The sequence below is a fragment of the Staphylococcus arlettae genome (assembly GCF_002902345.1).
GTDB classification, from domain to species: Bacteria; Bacillota; Bacilli; order Staphylococcales; family Staphylococcaceae; genus Staphylococcus; species Staphylococcus arlettae.
The window spans coordinates 102,433-118,394 of record NZ_PPQB01000023.1 but is presented as its reverse complement, the minus strand read 5'-3'; the positions used below and the strand labels follow the sequence as shown (position 1 = coordinate 118,394).

15 protein-coding genes are annotated in these 15,962 nt (G+C 34.2%); 2 read left to right on the top strand and 13 right to left on the bottom strand.

The annotated features are described in order from the left end of the window. Positions 1-37: 37 nt before the first annotated feature. Positions 38-1,396: a glucose transporter GlcP gene (gene glcP / locus CD036_RS12000; RefSeq protein ID WP_002509077.1), complete on the top strand. Its 1,359-nt coding sequence runs from the start codon at positions 38-40 to the stop codon at positions 1,394-1,396. 242 nt (positions 1,397-1,638) lie between these two features. On the opposite strand, the gene CD036_RS11995 is transcribed toward glcP, so the two are convergent. The 9 genes from CD036_RS11995 to CD036_RS11955 all read right to left on the bottom strand — a co-directional run bounded on the left by CD036_RS11995 (position 1,639) and on the right by CD036_RS11955 (position 9,059). Then, positions 1,639-2,040 carry a GNAT family N-acetyltransferase gene (locus CD036_RS11995; protein ID WP_002509076.1) on the bottom strand — a complete coding sequence of 134 codons (402 nt, stop codon included), beginning with the start codon at positions 2,038-2,040 and terminating at the stop codon, positions 1,639-1,641. A 75-nt stretch (positions 2,041-2,115) separates the two neighbouring features. After that, complete coding sequence (locus CD036_RS11990) at positions 2,116-3,147, bottom strand: NAD(P)/FAD-dependent oxidoreductase (RefSeq protein WP_002509075.1); 1,032 nt, start codon at positions 3,145-3,147, stop codon at positions 2,116-2,118. A gap of 180 nt (positions 3,148-3,327) precedes the next feature. Then, positions 3,328-3,744 (bottom strand): DUF2871 domain-containing protein, encoded by a 417-nt coding sequence (locus CD036_RS11985; RefSeq protein WP_002509074.1) that lies wholly within the window; start codon positions 3,742-3,744, stop codon positions 3,328-3,330. Between the two features lie 45 nt (positions 3,745-3,789). After that, positions 3,790-4,374 carry a YcnI family copper-binding membrane protein gene (locus tag CD036_RS11980; protein WP_103388763.1) on the bottom strand — a complete coding sequence of 195 codons (585 nt, stop codon included), beginning with the start codon at positions 4,372-4,374 and terminating at the stop codon, positions 3,790-3,792. A 12-nt stretch (positions 4,375-4,386) separates the two neighbouring features. Continuing rightward, a complete protein-coding gene (locus CD036_RS11975; RefSeq protein ID WP_002509072.1) occupies positions 4,387-5,637 on the bottom strand; it encodes a copper resistance CopC/CopD family protein in 1,251 nt (416 codons plus the stop codon). A 196-nt stretch (positions 5,638-5,833) separates the two neighbouring features. Then, entirely contained in the window at positions 5,834-6,274 is a 441-nt protein-coding gene (gene rpiB, locus CD036_RS11970) for a ribose 5-phosphate isomerase B (protein ID WP_002509071.1), read from the bottom strand. 24 nt (positions 6,275-6,298) lie between these two features. Next, positions 6,299-6,937: a dihydroxyacetone kinase subunit DhaL gene (dhaL, locus tag CD036_RS11965; RefSeq protein WP_002509070.1), complete on the bottom strand. Its 639-nt coding sequence runs from the start codon at positions 6,935-6,937 to the stop codon at positions 6,299-6,301. Positions 6,938-6,945: 8 nt separating this feature from the next. Continuing rightward, positions 6,946-7,944 carry a dihydroxyacetone kinase subunit DhaK gene (locus CD036_RS11960; RefSeq protein ID WP_103388762.1) on the bottom strand — a complete coding sequence of 333 codons (999 nt, stop codon included), beginning with the start codon at positions 7,942-7,944 and terminating at the stop codon, positions 6,946-6,948. A 32-nt stretch (positions 7,945-7,976) separates the two neighbouring features. Then, entirely contained in the window at positions 7,977-9,059 is a 1,083-nt protein-coding gene (locus tag CD036_RS11955; protein ID WP_002509068.1) for an erythritol/L-threitol dehydrogenase, read from the bottom strand. 173 nt (positions 9,060-9,232) lie between these two features. Between CD036_RS11955 and CD036_RS11950 the strand changes: the two genes are divergently transcribed. Then, complete coding sequence (locus tag CD036_RS11950) at positions 9,233-10,000, top strand: DeoR/GlpR family DNA-binding transcription regulator (protein WP_002509067.1); 768 nt, start codon at positions 9,233-9,235, stop codon at positions 9,998-10,000. A gap of 113 nt (positions 10,001-10,113) precedes the next feature. On the opposite strand, the gene CD036_RS11945 is transcribed toward CD036_RS11950, so the two are convergent. The 4 genes from CD036_RS11945 to CD036_RS11930 all read right to left on the bottom strand — a co-directional run bounded on the left by CD036_RS11945 (position 10,114) and on the right by CD036_RS11930 (position 15,949). Then, a complete protein-coding gene (locus CD036_RS11945) occupies positions 10,114-11,598 on the bottom strand; it encodes a Na+/H+ antiporter NhaC family protein (protein ID WP_371861086.1) in 1,485 nt (494 codons plus the stop codon). A gap of 51 nt (positions 11,599-11,649) precedes the next feature. Beyond that, entirely contained in the window at positions 11,650-12,984 is a 1,335-nt protein-coding gene (locus CD036_RS11940) for an LLM class flavin-dependent oxidoreductase (RefSeq protein WP_002509719.1), read from the bottom strand. Then, positions 12,981-14,000 carry an MsnO8 family LLM class oxidoreductase gene (locus CD036_RS11935; RefSeq protein ID WP_103388760.1) on the bottom strand — a complete coding sequence of 340 codons (1,020 nt, stop codon included), beginning with the start codon at positions 13,998-14,000 and terminating at the stop codon, positions 12,981-12,983. Before CD036_RS11935 ends, CD036_RS11940 begins: the two co-directional genes overlap by 4 nt. Before the next feature lie 281 nt (positions 14,001-14,281). After that, positions 14,282-15,949, bottom strand: a complete 1,668-nt coding sequence (locus CD036_RS11930; RefSeq protein WP_103388759.1) for a Na/Pi cotransporter family protein — start codon at positions 15,947-15,949, stop codon at positions 14,282-14,284. Positions 15,950-15,962 lie beyond the last annotated feature (13 nt).

Sequence of the window (15,962 nt, the reverse complement as noted above, 5' to 3'; positions counted from 1 at the left end):
CTTGTGTTTATGAATTTAATCAGGAGGGGAATTTTTTATGGGATTAAAAGTAAATAAGAAACTCATTTTCTTCTTAGGTGCACTTGGAGGATTACTTTATGGTTATGATATGGGAGTTATTTCAGGTGCCTTACTTTTCATTAAAGATGATATTCCACTAAATAGCTTTACTGAAGGACTTGTAGTATCTTCTATGCTCATTGGTGCTATTGTCGGTTCAGGTGCAAGTGGTCCTATGTCAGATCGACTTGGTCGACGACGCGTCGTCTTTATTATTGCAATTATATTTATCATTGGTGCCTTGATTTTAGCATTGGCTCCTTCTATGCCAGTATTAGTTATTGGCCGCTTAATTATTGGACTAGCTGTAGGTGGTTCAACTGCCATCGTACCGGTTTATCTATCGGAAATGGCACCTACTGCACAACGTGGTTCACTTAGTTCATTAAATCAATTAATGATTACTATCGGTATTTTATCTTCATACTTAATCAATTATGCTTTAGCACCAATCGAAGGTTGGAGATGGATGCTTGGTTTAGCAGTCGTACCATCATTAATTTTATTAATCGGTGTTGCTTTTATGCCAGAAAGCCCAAGATGGTTGTTAGAACATAAAAGTGAAAAAGCTGCACGTGATGTAATGCGTTTAACATTTAATGACAGTGAAATCGATAAAGAAATTGCCGCTATGAAAGAAATCAATCGTATTTCTGATAGCACATGGAATGTGTTGAAATCACCATGGCTACGACCAACACTAATTATTGGTGCAGTCTTCGCGTTATTCCAACAAATTATTGGAATCAATGCCATAATTTATTATGCTCCTACGATATTTAGTAAAGCTGGCTTAGGCGATGCCACATCAATTTTAGGTACTGTGGGTATCGGTACAGTTAACGTTTTAATTACAATTGTCGCTATTATGATTATTGATAAAGTTGACCGTAAGCGTTTACTTGTTATAGGTAATATTGGTATGGTCTCTTCATTATTAATCATGGCAATATTGATTTGGGCTATTGGAATTCAATCTTCTGCTTGGATTATTATTTTATGTCTAACAATATTCATTATATTTTTCGGTTTCACTTGGGGACCAGTATTATGGGTTATGTTACCAGAATTATTCCCAATGCGTGCACGTGGTGCAGCAACAGGTGTAGCAGCACTTGTGTTATCAATTGGTAGTTTACTTGTAGCACAATTCTTCCCAATGTTGACTGAAGTTTTACCGGTAGAACAAGTCTTCTTAATCTTTGCAGTCATTGGTATTTTCGCATTATTCTTTGTAATCAAGTATTTACCAGAGACACGCGGACGTAGTTTAGAAGAAATCGAAGCAGATTTACGTGCTCGAACAAATGCTACTGAAGCTCATCTTAAGGAATAAAAACATACTAAAACGAGTCGGGATATAACTATCTTTGACTAAAAAATAAACGTCAATTTCTATTAAGAAGATATAGAAATTGACGTTTTCTTTAGTTTTATGAAATATCATTAACCCAAACCAAGTTCTTGCTTAACTTTTTGTTTGTTTTCGCATAGTCTTTTGAATACCAAAATATAAACTTCGTTTTATATTAAGATAAGTTATCAAACTTTAGCTATTAGTGATTACATAGTTAGTCACTAATATTTTATATACATACCTCCTGAATTTGGTTCAGTAGATTCAAAGCCAAATTGTTTATATAATTTATCTGCTGGATAATCAGCAATTAAGCTTACATAACTACTTGGTACAGCAACCGCTTCGATATAATCCATAATATGTGTTAATACCATTTTGCCATAACCAAGTCCTTGATATTTTGGGTCTACAGCAACATCGATTATTTGAAATGCCGTACCACCATCACCAATTACTCGGCCCATCGCAAAACCGTAACCATCATCATAAATCACAACATCAAAGCACGCATTGCCTAATCCTTGTTCAGCTGCTTGTATTGTCTTTTCACTCATACCTGAGTCTTTTCTTAAGCGACGGTATGTTTCAACAGTTGGTGGTTCATGTTTTATATCAATCATTTGTAATTCTCCTATACTTATTTGTTCAATTAATAAGATTAAGACTTAAACTATCTCTTGTAAGACATTATGATATTACAAATACTGTTGTATCACTTTTTCATTATCAGCTTTAAATACAGCATTGTGACTTGAAACATAGCCTTCTGGTTTGGCACTAGGCTCTACATATTGTTTGGCCAAATTTGCGGCATTACCAGCATCACTAAATGCACTAGCAATCAGATGTACTTTTGCTTCATGATGTACAATATCACCACAAGCAAATAGACCAGGTACGCTTGTTGTAGTATTACCTAACCCTTTAATTTGATATTCATTTAACATTTCAACACGTGTAGTCGCTTGAGCCAACAAAGTGCTTTCACGATCAAAACCATGACTGACAATTACTTCATCATAATTTGCTGTATCAATTTCTCCTGTATCTGTATTTTCTAATATCACTTGTTCTATACAATCTCCGGCAGGATCGCCTATCAGTTGTTTAATTTGGGTATTAGGTAGTTTTCTGACTTGTAACTCTTCTAACAATTGATTCATTGCTTCGTAACCACTAATATCTGCTTTACGGTAAATTAAGGTCACGCTTTTCGCATATCCACTTAAATCGCGTGCCCAGTCTAATGCAGAATTACCTGACCCAGAAATTAACACATCTTTATTTTTAAATTGTTTTAATGATTGTACTACGTAATGTAAATTAGTTAACTTATATCGTTCGGCGCCTTGAACATTTAATTCTTTTGGATTGATAATACCACCGCCAATTGCAATAATAACACTTTTAGACTCATAAACATTTCCTAAATTTGTCTCTAATTCAAAGTGGCGTTCATTTAGTTTACGAATATCAATAACTTTTTCTCCTAAAGCTACTTCAGGATTAAAATGTGTTCCTTGAGAGACCATGTCTTTAATAATTTCATAACACGGTTTCGGTGCCAATCCCCCAATATCCCAAATTATTTTTTCAGGATATATATGCATCTTGCCACCTAGTTTCTCCTGTACATCAATAATTCTAACGTCCATGCCCCTTAAACCTGAATAAAAACTAGCGAATAGCCCAGCTGGCCCGCCACCTATAATTGTTACGTCTTTCATATATAATCCTCCAAACATGACACCATTTACTAGTCATTATCCTATAGTTGATAACCATTATCAATGAAAAACATCAATATCTCGTAAAAATCCATATTTCGACCTATATAAAAAGAGAAAAGTGCACAAATAGACATCGTTTGTGTTCTTTTCTCTCGTAATATGTTGTACCTTGATTATTTATTCATTATGAGGAGCTTTAACTATTGCATTTCTTAATAAAAAGAATAACAAGATAAATCCTGCTGTTAAAGTTGTATGTCCAATACCAGCAAAACCAGCAAATGATTCTGGTACGTTTTTACCAATTACTTGGAATGTACCTTTAGTAAACATCATTCCAACTGTCGATAATACACCTAAATTATAAATAATAAAGAACCAGTTAAATAAATAGTAACTACTTAACTTAAACACTTTATTTAAAGGAAGCATGATTAGATGCATAAACATACCTAATATTAACGTATGCGTATGCACAACGACTAATTGTGTCTCTCCTGTAAAGTCATATGCTAAGGTAAGCTCTCTATAGTAAAATCCACTCAATAACCCTAAAATTGTATAAACCAAAAATGCATATAAAATTCTACGCATAATATATCTCCCTTCTTATCAACCACTGCCCGTTATAACATACTATTATTTTTTAGTCTTTTTAAAAATAGCAATTAGTGACAAAATAATAGCTATAATAGCGACAATCCATAAAGGTGTAGTATTTTGTTGCTCTTCATCTTTGCTCTCACCTTGCTCTTGAGCAGTGTTGGCACTCACAGTCGTAACAGGTGCTGGTTTTTCAGCATCCTTACCACCTGTCCATTTTACGGTTTCACCATCTTCGTAAGTTTGGTAAGCTTTCCATTTATATTGACCTTCCTCTTCAGAATTTGCCACTTGTATTGGAAAATCAATAAATTCATTAGGTCCGATGCCTTCACCTGTTGCAGTCCAAGTAACTTTTGTTATATTACCTTTTGAATCTTTAGTAAATTTATGTTTGAAACCGTCCACTGGTGCTACTGCTACTAATTGTAACCCATCAGGCACTACTAATTCGACCTTTGTTGTATTCGTATCCTTCTCTACTGGCACACGCACATCATGTTTTTCATATGCTCCCGGTTCACTTTTGTCTGGATTTAATGTTACATGGGCATTAGCAATATTAGTCATTAATACCATTGTAAAGACAAAGAATGCCATTAAACTTATTTTTTTAATCATTGTTCTACTCCTTTAACTTGGTATTTGAATTTGACTCATAATAATGCCAGCTAGCACTAACATAATACCAATTATTATTTCACAATATAATACTTTCTTATTAACTTTTTGTAAGTTCGTTAAAGCTCTAAAACTTTGATAACCACCTAATGTGATCATTAAAATAGTTCCAATTATTTTTACATAAAACAAACTGCTCCAAGTTGTTACACTAGACCAAATAGCCGCCAGACTTGTTTCGTCTATTGCCATCAATACTCCAGATATGACAAGTGCAATCACTGCGCCTAGATTAAGTTTAAAGAAAAACCGTTTTACTTTTACAATGTCTTGCAACTGTTTAGTAGTTGCTAACCAAACTAAGTACACCATACCGCCTAGCCATAATGCCATGCCTAATAAATGTATTGATCGTAGTATAATTGACCACAATGGAAAACTTTGGGCCCAAACATGTCCAGACATACTTAATGTCACAATAATAATTAAAGAGATTGCTATATACCAAATAGTCATCATCTCATTTAAAGTAAATAATAGTAACAATACTATTATAGCTATCATTGCTAATAAGAATGGCGCTTGCAATAATGCAGTCATGTCTAAAGCCATTATGTTTGAAACAAGTTCTGGAGACAATGTCATTATGTAAATAATAGCCGTTATAAATGCCATAGCACTTAATATCCAAGAGATTGGTTTGTAACTAAAGAATGCCAAATATGTCGGTAATTGGTAACGTTTGGCTACACTATTGACTAAAAATGATCCCATTAATACGATAAGACTCCCTTCAGTAATAAATCTAAATAGACCAAACCAAAAGTTAGAAGTCTCATAAAACGGTGGTGTAACATCTATATTACTTGTAGTCTTTTTATTAATAGAAAATTCAAATTCATCTTGAATTTCATGACCATCAGCTGATGTTGTATGCCAACTCACTTTGTGTGTCCCGTTGTCCAGTTGGCCTACATCAAAGGTCAAAGTTTGGTTGGTTCCAGAATTTGTTGGTTTAAATTCACCAAGAGACTTTCCCTTATCATCAAAAATTGTAATACTAGAATATTTAGTATTTACTGGTTCATTATAGTGCAATTCTATTTGTTGAGGATGCGATACTACACTGTTTTGAGCAGGCGTTGTACTTTCTAATGTAGCGTGAGCAGAAACTTGATTTGTTGCTACTGCCATTAAAAGTAGTGCAAAGAAGACTACTATCAACGTGCTTTTGGACATAACTCTCTTTGTATAAAGCAGCATATTATCCCCCTATATCATTTATTTATGCTTCTTCACAATTTTATAAAACAATAGTTATATAAACAATACAAATACTGATTTGTCATGTTTTCGTCAAATAATTAAATAGCAAATTCACCCATTACAACACAATATGAAAAGAGGTTGGGACAATTTTGATTTGTCCCAACCTCTCTAGTTTTATTATTATTTAAAGTTATTCTTGTGCTTCAATATCATCTATTTTATCGACTTTGCGTTGTGAGCCGCCTTCCCAAGCGACATTTAAATATGCTTCAACGTTTTTCTTAGCGACTTCTATGCCAATAATTTGAGCACCCATTGTTAGAATTTGTGCATTATTACTAAGTTGGGCACGTTCTGCAGAATAAACATCATGTGCTAATGCTGCACGGATACCTTTCAACTTATTAGCAGTAATAGCTACACCAATACCAGTGCCACAAATTAACACGCCACGTTCATTTTGACCTTCTTGTATACTTTTACCTACTTCTGCTGCAACATCAGGATAATCTGTCTCTGCACATTGATGGCAACCAAAATCTTCTACTTCATGACCTAATTTTTGGACATGTGCTTTTACCGCTTCTTTTAATTCATATCCATTATGATCTGCACCAATAGCTATTTTCATAGTTATCTTCCTCCTTAAAATTAATTATGCACCACTAAATGGTTTAAATTGTGCTAACATTAAATAAGATGACATTGCACCAGGATCGACATGTCCTTGTGAGCGATGACCTAAACGCTTGGAGCGCCCTTTATTAGAAACAATATCTTTTGTACTTTCCATACCTTGTTTGGCAGCGCTTAGAGCTTTATCAAATGCCTCATGAAACGGTGTTTGTTGCGCTTTATATTGCTGTAATGTCGTGAAAAATGGTTCTAAAGTATCTATCATGGTCTTGTCACCAATTTCAGCTTTCCCTCTATCTTTAATGCCTTTACTAAATGCAATCCAATAATCATAGAGCCCTTCGTCATCTAATTCAGTTTTATTTTTAACTGCGACAGCTGCTTTTAGATAACCTGATGCATATAAAGGACCTACTGAAGATCCCACAGCATCTAAAAAGCTTTTTCCAATTGCCACACTAATTTTTGCTATGTCTTGTTGATCTTGTAACTCAGATTCGAGTGTTTGTTTTACTGCTTGATACCCAATATTCATTGTGACACCATGGTCACCATCTCCTATTTTGCGATCAAGTTCACATAAATTATCTTTTTCTGTTTCGAATAACTCAGTTAATGCTAATAGATAATCTTTAAAGTTATCATTTGTTAATGTCATGGTTTCACCTACACTTCTTTAAAATTAGGACAATCAACCGCATGGTCAATACAACCTTTTAATGTTTCATCTAATTTCATTAACGTGACAGAAAAGCCACCCATTTCCATCGACGTAATAAAATTACCAACATAAGTTTTATAAACATTAATATTACGTTCATTTAAAATCGCATTAACTTCTTTATTAATGATATATAGTTCCATTTGAGATGTTGCACCCAAACCATTGACCAATACTACGACATCATCATTTTCCTGATAGATATTTTCTTTTAGTATATTTTGCATAATCACTTTAACTGTTTCTTGTGCAGTACGAATGGTAGTCTTTTCAATACCAGGTTCGCCATGATGTCCTAAACCGATTTCCATCTCGTTATCTTCCAAATCAAAACTAGGTTTGCCAGTTTGTGGTAAATAACATGGACTTAAGCCAATACCCATTGAACGAGTATTATCATTTGCTAATTGTGCAAGACGTCTTACCTCTGCTAAATCATGGCCAAAGTCTGCAGCTGCACCTGCAACTTTATAAACTAATAATTCGCCTGCAATACCACGGCGATCGTCAAGTGTTTTCGAAGATGCTACATCGTCATTACCAATTACTGCAACGGTAGTAATTTCATCTTCAATTTCAGTCATTTCACTCGCCATTTCGAAATTCATTAAGTCTCCAGCATAATTGCCATAAATATATAACACACCATGACCTTGATCAATTTCTCTTGTCACAGCTTGGATTGGTATTGGAGAAGGAGATGCAAAAATATTACCAACTGCTACACCATCAGCCATGCCTTGTCCTACATAGCCTAAAAATCCAGGTTCATGACCAGAACCACCACCGATTAACACACTTACTTTTCTTTGCGGATTTCTTTTTTTACCAATCAGTGCACGTTGATGCAACTCAGAGCGTCTAATATACTCAGGGTAAGCAGCTACATAGCCACTCATGAGTTCATCAATGACATTATCAGGATTATTTATCATTTTTTTCATTACTTACCTCTCCTTTGACCAAATGTTATTTACTATGGAACTAATACTACTTTTAATGATTTGTCACCTTGTTTCATAAGTTCGAATCCCTCTTCGAATTGATCTAATGACAATTGATGTGTCACTACGCCTTCAGTTGGGAAATCACCTTTTTGAATACCATCTATAACTAATGGATAACAGTATGGACCTAAATGACTACCTAATAAATCTAATTCTTTACGGTCAGAAATAATACTCCAATCAACTGTAACTGGATCTCCAAATACTGAAAACTCTACGAAAGTTCCTAACTTACGAATAGCACTTAGCCCTTGTTCTACTGATTTTGGATGTCCTGTTGCTTCGATGTAAGTATCACAGCCATAGCCATCTGTTAATGCTTTAATCTCTTTCACTACATCTACTTTAGATGGATTCATTACAATATCTGCGCCGAATTTTTTAGCTAATTCCAAACGGTCATCTTTCATATCAAGTACTACTAATGTTTCAGCTCCATTTTTCTTCGCTGCGCCTACCATACCAAGTCCTAAAGTACCAGCACCTGATAACACAACAAAATCACCTAATTTAATATTGGCACGTTGCACTGCGTGTAAGCTACACGCATATGGTTCAATTAAAATAGCTTCTTCTATAGGTAAATCTTCTGGCACTTTATAATTAATTGCTTCCTTCGTAAATTTCATATATTCTGCCATGCCGCCATTGACATTATTTTGGAAACCATATAAATCATGTTTTTCGCACATCCAATACTGACCACGGTTACAAAATCTACAATCCCAACAAGGTACAATTTGTTCAGATATTACACGGTCACCAATTTCAAAATCAGTAACAGCATCGCCTTTGTCAACGATACGTGCAATAAACTCATGCCCAGGAATCATTGGTGCTTTAATGTATGAAGGTTGTGTTTCGTCACCCCAAAAGCTAGGTGCCCCTCCATAAGCTTTAATATCTCCAGCACAAATTCCGCATGCTTCTACTTTGACGATAATTTCTTTGTCATTTTCCAGTGTCGGTGTATCTACAGTTTCATATTTATAATCACCAGGTGCATAAGCTACTACTGCTTTCATTTTTTCTGGATAATTGTTTTTAGTCATAATCAAATAACTCCCTTCATTTTGGAAAACGCTTTCATTTACACTTTATATTCTAATATATTTTTTCGTTTCTTTCAAATATTTTTTCATTTCTTTTCGTTTATCTTCGCTTATATTTGGTTATTGAGTATATTGTACAAATCATTTATGATAAATTTAAGGATGTGACTGAAATGAAAATGTACCCTGATGAACGCAGAGAACATATATATACGTATATAAAATCTCACAAACGCGCTACTGTTAAGCAACTTTCTGATTATTTAAGCGTCACTGAAGCAACCGTGCGCAGTGATTTACGTAGATTAGAAAGCGAAAATAAAGTGATACGCACACATGGTGGTGCCAAAGTAAATGAAAATTCGGGTTCTAAACTAAATTTTTCTTACCGCTTAACTCAAAAGCATAATGAAAAACATCTTATCAGTATGCACGCGCTAGCAAAAATCAAACCACAACAATGTATTATGATTGATGCAAGTTCCACTACATACGAATTGGCAAAATTACTTGCTGAAACAACTATGGAATTAACTATTATTACGAATGGTTTAGAAAATGCCGTATTATTAAAAGAAAATCCAAATTTAACTGTGTTAATTGTCGGCGGCTTTGTATCTAAAGATTCTAATGCAATAACAGGGAATATAGATTCTCAAATTTTAGAAATGTATCATATTGATTATTTCTTTTTATCTTCGAACGGTTTGACTATGGACAATGGTTTAACTGATTTTTCTTTACCAGAAGTTCAATTAAAAAAACAAATGGTTCAAGAAAGTGATCAAGTTATTGCTTTAATAGACCATAGTAAGTTTGATGTATCGTCGACTTTATCTTTTGCTAAAATTGCTGATATTAATGAAATAATTACTGATGAATACCCTGCAGCAAAATGGCAAGCAAACGTTCCATTTACACTAACTGTTGCCCAAGATTAACTATCTGCATAACCACTATTTTAATCTTCATAAAAAAGCTGGAACAGCATACTGTTCCAGCTTTTACACATTAATTTTATTTTTATTAAGTAACACTACTAATTTAATGTTACTTAAATACCTCCAGACCAACCTACGTTGGTAAAAATATATAATATAATCGAACCTATAACTAACCATATAATAAATAATGGACCCATAAATTTAATCCAAGCACCAAAATTTGCCCGTGCTATGGCAATAGCACCGATGGTTGCACCTAATGTTGGCGTTATCAAATTACCTAATCCACCGCCAAAAGATAAAGTTGTTATTAACATTTGATCATTAACACCTAACGTATGAGTTACTGGTTGTAAAATTGGTATCATAACACTCATCAATCCTGAACCTGAAGGCACTAAAAAATTAAAGACAGTAGCAACTAGGAAAACAAGTATTGCTACAACCCCAGATGAAGCTCCATCTAGTTGAGTCGTTAATGTATGTACAATTGTGCTTAATATTTTTCCTTTTTCGAGAATAACACTAATTGTATTTGCCATAATAATAGCAAACGCCACTACTAACATTGGACGAGCACCTTCAATAAATCCTTCGACCATTGTTTCTGAATTTTTCCGTTTAACTATATAAGCTAAAATAAAACTCAGCATAAATATCGTGATAAATACACCATTACCATATCTTTCAGTCCACTGAAGTACACTATTACCAATAGCTAAAATAATTGGCGTAAAAACAACTAATGCAACGACAACTAAATCTCGCCATGTCACATGTCTATCATTATTATCTGTTTGGGCATCTTCTAAGTTGTCATCACTGCCAAACCAATCTTCTACTGGCATCGCACTAGATTGTGGTTTTTTAATAATACGACGTGTATACCATAGTACATAAATAAGTGTCACTATTAAAAACACACTATACATAATCGCTCTACCACCATAACCAGAATACATTGGCACTTCAGGATAAACGATTTGACCTAGTTTCGCCATACCAGAAGGAGAAACTGAAAAAGCCATATATAGTGGTAAGAAGGTCATTGCTAATGCCATAATAGGATCCAGTTTCAATCGCTTCGCTAAAATCACACCTAATGTTACAAAGACAATCATTTGGTCTCCACCGACAAAAAAACCTATAAATGCCATTAATAAAAATAAACCTGTGACAAGTGGCACAGCTCCAGCATGTTCAAATCGAAATATTAAATAATTAGTTACTTTTTTTACTGAATCTAAATAAAGTATTCCTCCTATAGAGCCACCTACAAATAGCAATAATGTTACTGTTTGGGCAGCCTGTATACCACCATCTAATAATAGTGTGATGGCATAAATAGGATTAACTGGGTTTTGCGTAATTTGATGGTAAGTTCCTTCTATAATTGTGCCATTTTTTTGTGTATTAAACTCACCTGCAGGAATAATATACGTTAAAAGACAAGCAAACATCATCATGATTAACATCATAATCAACACATGTGGCAATTTAAATCTGCGTTGTACTTTTGATACTGTTGATACTTTTTCTGTTTTGCTATAGTTTGATACATTATTGTTATTTGATGTTGTACTTGAACTATTCAACATATCACTCCTATCTCATTGATTTAAGTTTGCGCATAATTTTATTTGTCGCTATTTGGTATGCTCAACACTTTGTTGTTGATATCTATTAGCTTTAAATGGAACTCCAATATTTTCACGTAATGTTGTTCCTTGATAAGTTGCATCGTAATAGCCTTTAGCTTCTAAAATCGGTAAAACATTGTTAATAAACTCTTCATAATTATCTCCATAAATATGAGGTCCGAATATAAAACCATCTGCAGCTCCCGCCTCAAACCAATCAATTATTGTTTGAGCTACATCTTTATAAGTTCCAAAGAATGGAGATTTGCGTGTTGTTTCTTCTAATGCTACTTGACGTAAAGTTAAATTGTTGTCGCGTGCACGTTGTGCAATAGCTTCAGTAGTAGCTCGGAAACTATTTTTACCAACATCACCTAACTCTGGGAAAGGTGCATCAAGTTCATATTGAGAAAAATCATGGTGATCATAATAACGGCCTAAATAAGTTAACGCTTCTTCAATTGTTGTTAATGACTTTATTTCATCATAACGTGCTTCGGCAATATCAATAGTTTCACCTAGTATAGGTGATAATATAGGATAAATTTTAATATCATCAGGTTGGCGTCCATATTCAACAGCTTGTTGTTTAATGCTGTCATAATTCTTCACAGCACTTTCTATACTTTCACCAATAATAAAGACAGCATCTGCATATTGTGCAGCATAAGCTTGCCCTTTTGGAGACGCACCTGCCTGAAAAATTACAGGTTGACCTTGTTCTGATCTATCAATATTTAAAGGTCCTTTAACTTGGAAATAGTTACCTTGATAATTTAAAGTGTGCATTTTGTCCTGATCTACATATTGGTTATGCTCTACATCTCTTGGAAATGCATCGTCTTCATAAGAATCCCACAATCCTTGAACTACATTTATATGCTCTTCAGCTATGTCGTATCGAACATCATGCTCTGGATGTTCACCTTTACTATAATTGTCAGCACTTCCTTCTAATGGAGAAGTCACTACATTCCAACCTGCACGTCCATGACTCAACTTATCTATAGTTGCAAGTTGTCTCGCTATTGTAAAAGGTTCACTATAAGACGTAGAAATCGTTCCAACTAAACCGATATAACGCGTAATAGGTGCCAACGCAGCTAATAATGTTAAAGGTTCAAAACGATTTAAGAAATGTGGTATCGATTTATCATTAATATATAAACCATCAGCAACAAATAAAAAGCTAAAGCCTGCTTCTTCCGCTTGACGAGCAATTTTTAATTGAAAGTCAAAATTAGTACTAGCGTCACTAGGTACTTCGTCAGACTTCCAAGCATGCATATGACTCCCTGGACCATTTAACATTATGCCAAAATCTATTTTTTTATTGCTCATATAATCCCTGCTTTCGTATTATTTATTATCTTATTGCTAGGTGCTAGTTGCTTAACTGTCTTAACACGTAGCGCATGACTTTGCACTGGCATATGTAACATTAATTCATCTACATAGCCTTCGATGACTAATTGTTGTAATTCTACTTCTACTTCTTGTTTAGAGCCATGAATCACATCAATTTTCTGCTCTTCAACAGTTAACGCTTCTGAGGATTGTGTGCGAAATGCTTCAACTTGCTCGATGGTATTAACTGTTAAACTTTTACCTTCTGCTAAATTGACGCGATAATTCGTACGCCCCTCTTCAACTTGTTGTTTATCCGCATCATTTTCGACAACAACTGCAGCTGCTGCGACTACAAATATTCCCTCTGGAAACAATTGTTTATAAACACGTGCTGCTTCTTCAAGTGCATCTTTACTTGAATTGATGAAATACGCAAATATAAAATTCACTTGTTCCTTTGCAGCCAATTCAGCTGAAGAAGCACTACCACCCAATACAAAAATATTCGGTTTCGGTATATCATCCGAACGGTTAGCTGTTTGTAGTTGTTTAAATTCATGATCTTTTGGAAAGCTATTAGAGTTAAATTGATTTAATAAATGTAATTTTTCTTCAAAAGGAATGGGTGGATTTTGTAATTCTAATTGAAGTGCTTTTGTAGCTAATGGAAATCCTCCCGGCGCTTTGCCAACACCTAAATCTACTCTTCCAGGTGCTAATTGACTCATGAGATGAAATTGTTCAACTACTTTGAAAGGATTGTAATGCTGTAACATTACACCACCTGAGCCAATGTTTATGCGTTCTGTTTTAGATAATAAATGCGTTACTAATATTTCTGGACTCGTTCCCACGACTTCTGAAATATTATGATGTTCTGCTACGAAATAACGCATATAATTTAATTCATCTGCAATTTGTGATAATTCAATTGTCCGCTTTAAACCATCTTGCACTGATTCATGCTGTTCAATTGGACTTTGATCTAAAATGCTTAGCGCAACCATACGAATACCCTCCTAACTTGTTACCGTTTAATTATATTTATATTATGCCTCATTATTTATTTTGTCAATCATTCTTATCGATTTAGTCGGATTTAAGGTGATTAAAAAGGGAGTGGGACAGAAATCTGATTTTGAAAAAATGATTTCGTCGTCCCAACCCGGCAAGGATGACTAGCGTTGAAAAAAGCTTGGTTACAAGCGCATTTTCAATGCAGTCAGCTACTGCCAATATGAAAAGAAACTAGGACAAATCAATTTTGTCCCAGCTTCTAATTGAATTATTATACCCATGCTGAATTATTTTCTGTATAGGTCTTATCATTACTAATATCGTCACCATAATTAATCATAGATTCTGAAATTACACGAGAATGATAGCCAATACGTTCTAAAATAGAAATCATATCAAGATAGCGAACTGCCCCTTCAGGTGTACATTCACCAGTGCTCAAACGCTTAATATGTTCTTTACGTAGATCATGTTCTAAACCATATGCTTCTTGGCTACGTTTAACAATTTCATCTTTCTTAATATCATCATACACATTAATGATATCAACCGTATCTCTAAAGGACACAGTAACATGTTCGTACAATTGACTTATACTAGTTAATGCTTTTTCAGATATATTCACCTTACCTTTAGCTTGTATGTCTAAATCATCCATATAAGCTTGAGAAAGGCTAGAAACTTTTAAAATTGCTCTATTAACATCAAATAATACGGACATGCGTTCAGCATCATTTGCAGATAATTTCTTTTGCGATATCTTCGTTAAATATTGACGAATATTATCGTACATATTTTCTATGACTTGATGTTTTTCCTCTGCATGTTTCTTACTTTTTTCGTCTTTATTTTGCGCACTTTCTAAGATAGATAAAGACATTTTACCAAGATTTTGAATTTCATCTTGTGCTTCTTGCAAAGCAAAACTTGGCGCTCTATCTATTAAATTTTTATCTAATACTCTTGGTCTATATTGTTCATTCACATCATTACCAGGAATAACTTTTGTTACAATCCATGCTAACACGAAGACAAACGGTAATTGAATTAGAGTATTTGTCACATTAAAAGTACCGTGTGCAAAAGCAATAACCATTTCAGGATTTAATGAAAATGCACGTTGAATCATTTCCATAACACTTTGATATAAAGGTAATATAATTAAGAAAATCGTAGCACCTATGACGTTAAACAGAACATGTACAAGTGCCACACGTTTAGCCGCTAATGAACCTGCTAAACTTGCTAATACTGCAGTAATTGTTGTTCCTATATTGTCACCTAATAATACCGGTAATGCACCATGTAATGAAATTAAATCATTGGCAAAAAATCCTTGTAAAATACCAATTGTCGCACTTGAACTTTGTATAATCACAGTTAAGAAAGTTCCTGCTAAAACACCTAATATAGGGTTAGATGAAAGATTTAACATAATTTCGTTAAAGCCGTCTAACTCAGCAAGTGGTTTTACCGCACCACTCATCAATTCCAATCCATAAAATAGTGCACCAAAGCCAAATAAGATCATACCTATATTTTTTGCTTTACGTTTGTGTATAAAGAAAATTAAAAATGCACCTAATGCAAGTATTGGTAATGCATATTCACCGATATCTATCCCGATGATAAAAGCAGTTACCGTAGTACCTATATTAGCCCCCATAACTACACCAATTGCTTGTCTCATTGTCATAAATCCAGCTGTAACTAAACCGATTGTAATTACAGTTGTACCAGAACTACTTTGAATCAAAATAGTCACAACCATACCTGCTATAACACCCATAATTGGGTTACTTGTAAATTTATTTAAAATATCGCGTAGTCGATCTCCAGCGCTAGCTTGTAAACCGTCACCCATTTGCTTAATTCCATATAGAAAAATACCTAAACCACCGATGAAAGTGAAGATAATCTCCATTGCAGATATATCCATTTTTGCACCTCTT

Bases quoted from the DNA above. Each gene is read 5' to 3' on its own strand.
- CD036_RS11975 (WP_002509072.1), bottom strand. From the start codon at position 5,637: ATGCTGCTTTATACAAAGAGAGTTATGTCCAAAAGCACGTTGATAGTA.
- CD036_RS11960 (WP_103388762.1), bottom strand. From the start codon at position 7,944: ATGAAAAAAATGATAAATAATCCTGATAATGTCATTGATGAACTCATG.
- CD036_RS11985 (WP_002509074.1), bottom strand. From the start codon at position 3,744: ATGCGTAGAATTTTATATGCATTTTTGGTTTATACAATTTTAGGGTTA.
- CD036_RS11955 (WP_002509068.1), bottom strand. From the start codon at position 9,059: ATGACTAAAAACAATTATCCAGAAAAAATGAAAGCAGTAGTAGCTTAT.
- rpiB (WP_002509071.1), bottom strand. From the start codon at position 6,274: ATGAAAATAGCTATTGGTGCAGATCATAATGGATATGAATTAAAAGAA.
- CD036_RS11940 (WP_002509719.1), bottom strand. From the start codon at position 12,984: ATGAGCAATAAAAAAATAGATTTTGGCATAATGTTAAATGGTCCAGGG.
- CD036_RS11950 (WP_002509067.1), top strand. From the start codon at position 9,233: ATGAAAATGTACCCTGATGAACGCAGAGAACATATATATACGTATATA.
- dhaL (WP_002509070.1), bottom strand. From the start codon at position 6,937: ATGACATTAACAAATGATAACTTTAAAGATTATCTATTAGCATTAACT.
- glcP (WP_002509077.1), top strand. From the start codon at position 38: ATGGGATTAAAAGTAAATAAGAAACTCATTTTCTTCTTAGGTGCACTT.
- CD036_RS11995 (WP_002509076.1), bottom strand. From the start codon at position 2,040: ATGATTGATATAAAACATGAACCACCAACTGTTGAAACATACCGTCGC.
- CD036_RS11935 (WP_103388760.1), bottom strand. From the start codon at position 14,000: ATGGTTGCGCTAAGCATTTTAGATCAAAGTCCAATTGAACAGCATGAA.
- CD036_RS11980 (WP_103388763.1), bottom strand. From the start codon at position 4,374: ATGATTAAAAAAATAAGTTTAATGGCATTCTTTGTCTTTACAATGGTA.
- CD036_RS11990 (WP_002509075.1), bottom strand. From the start codon at position 3,147: ATGAAAGACGTAACAATTATAGGTGGCGGGCCAGCTGGGCTATTCGCT.
- CD036_RS11930 (WP_103388759.1), bottom strand. From the start codon at position 15,949: ATGGATATATCTGCAATGGAGATTATCTTCACTTTCATCGGTGGTTTA.